Source organism: Mesorhizobium sp. M4B.F.Ca.ET.017.02.2.1, assembly GCF_003998955.1.
Lineage (GTDB): Bacteria > Pseudomonadota > Alphaproteobacteria > Rhizobiales > Rhizobiaceae > Mesorhizobium > Mesorhizobium abyssinicae.
On the sequence record NZ_RZOF01000624.1, the window covers coordinates 1 to 1,217 of the forward strand.

Here is a 1,217-nt window from a genome sequence, read left to right on the forward strand (position 1 = left end):
CGCTAGCCGCGAAGGCTCGCGTTCTGTCGCGCCCCCCTCTGTCCTGCCGGACATCTCCCCCACAAGGGGGGAGATCAGGCTCGCGCCGTCGATTTCGCCAATCTCCGACTTCGCAGGGGGAAAGCCGGCGGAGGAACTGCCAATCTCCCCCCACGTGGGGGAGATGTCCGGCAGGACAGAGGGGGGCGCCTCGCGCGAACCTTTCCCTTCTGCCTTGCCCCACGCGGCCTCTATTGCATCGTGCGCTGGCCTCGGTAGTTCGGCCGAAAAGGCGAAGTAGGCCTCTACGGAGAGGCCTTGCCCACCCACCTCCAGCGCATCCAGCAGTTCCCGCGGCGATTGCGGAATCCCGTCAACCGCATAGCCCTCCTCCTTCAGGTCATGCAGCATCGCAAGCACGCTGGACGGCACGTCCAGGCCGACGGCATAGCCCGTTCGCCCCGCAGCGCTCGGATAATCCGGTATCAGGATCGCCAGCTTGCGCTCGGCCCGCTCGGTCCGCCGCAGGCGAATGAACGCCGCGATGCGCTTGGCGACTTGCGCGACGCGACCTGCCTCCGGCCGGTTGGCGAAGGCGCGGAAAGCCAGCGCCGGGTCGGTTTCGCTCTCGCCCTTGAACGAAATCGCGCCGGCCAGGACGCGGCCGTCGAGTTCCGGCAGCACGACATGCATGGCAAGGTCAGCGGGTGCCAGGCCGCGCTGGTTTTTCTCCCAGACCTCGCGTCTGGTCGTGGCGACGATGACCTGGAAGACCGGCACGCCTGCACGGTCGAACAGGGTTTCCGCGCCGGGTTCAGCGCCGGAGGCGAATGCAGTGGCGGTGATGATGACGGCCGGGTTCAGCGAGGCGAGGGCGTTCTCGACGAAATCCAGCGAAACCGTGTCCTTGAGGCTGGAGACGAAGATTGGAACAGGGATCAGGCCTTGCGAGCGCAACGCCTCGACCAGCGCATCGATGGGCGCGACATCGGCGGCGAGCAGCATCGAGCGGTAGAAGAGGATTGGGATGACAGGCGCGCCGTCTCCCTCCCCCTCGAGGAGAGGGTGGCCCGCAGGGCCGGGAGGTGTCGGGACGACTGGGCTTAACGTCTCTTCCTGCGGTCGTTCTTCAGGGTGTCGGCGCGCGTCGCGGAGGACCCCACCCCCGGCCTGCGGCCGGCCCCTCCCCTCAAGGGGGAGGGGCCGGCCGCAGGCCGGGGGTGGGGTCCTCCGCGACG

At 68.3% G+C, this 1,217-nt stretch carries 1 protein-coding gene; it reads right to left on the reverse strand.

What is annotated here, in order from left to right:
* Window positions 1-1,217: cobaltochelatase subunit CobN (locus EN738_RS34410; protein WP_245494855.1), on the reverse strand; the 1,217-nt coding region annotated here is incomplete at both ends.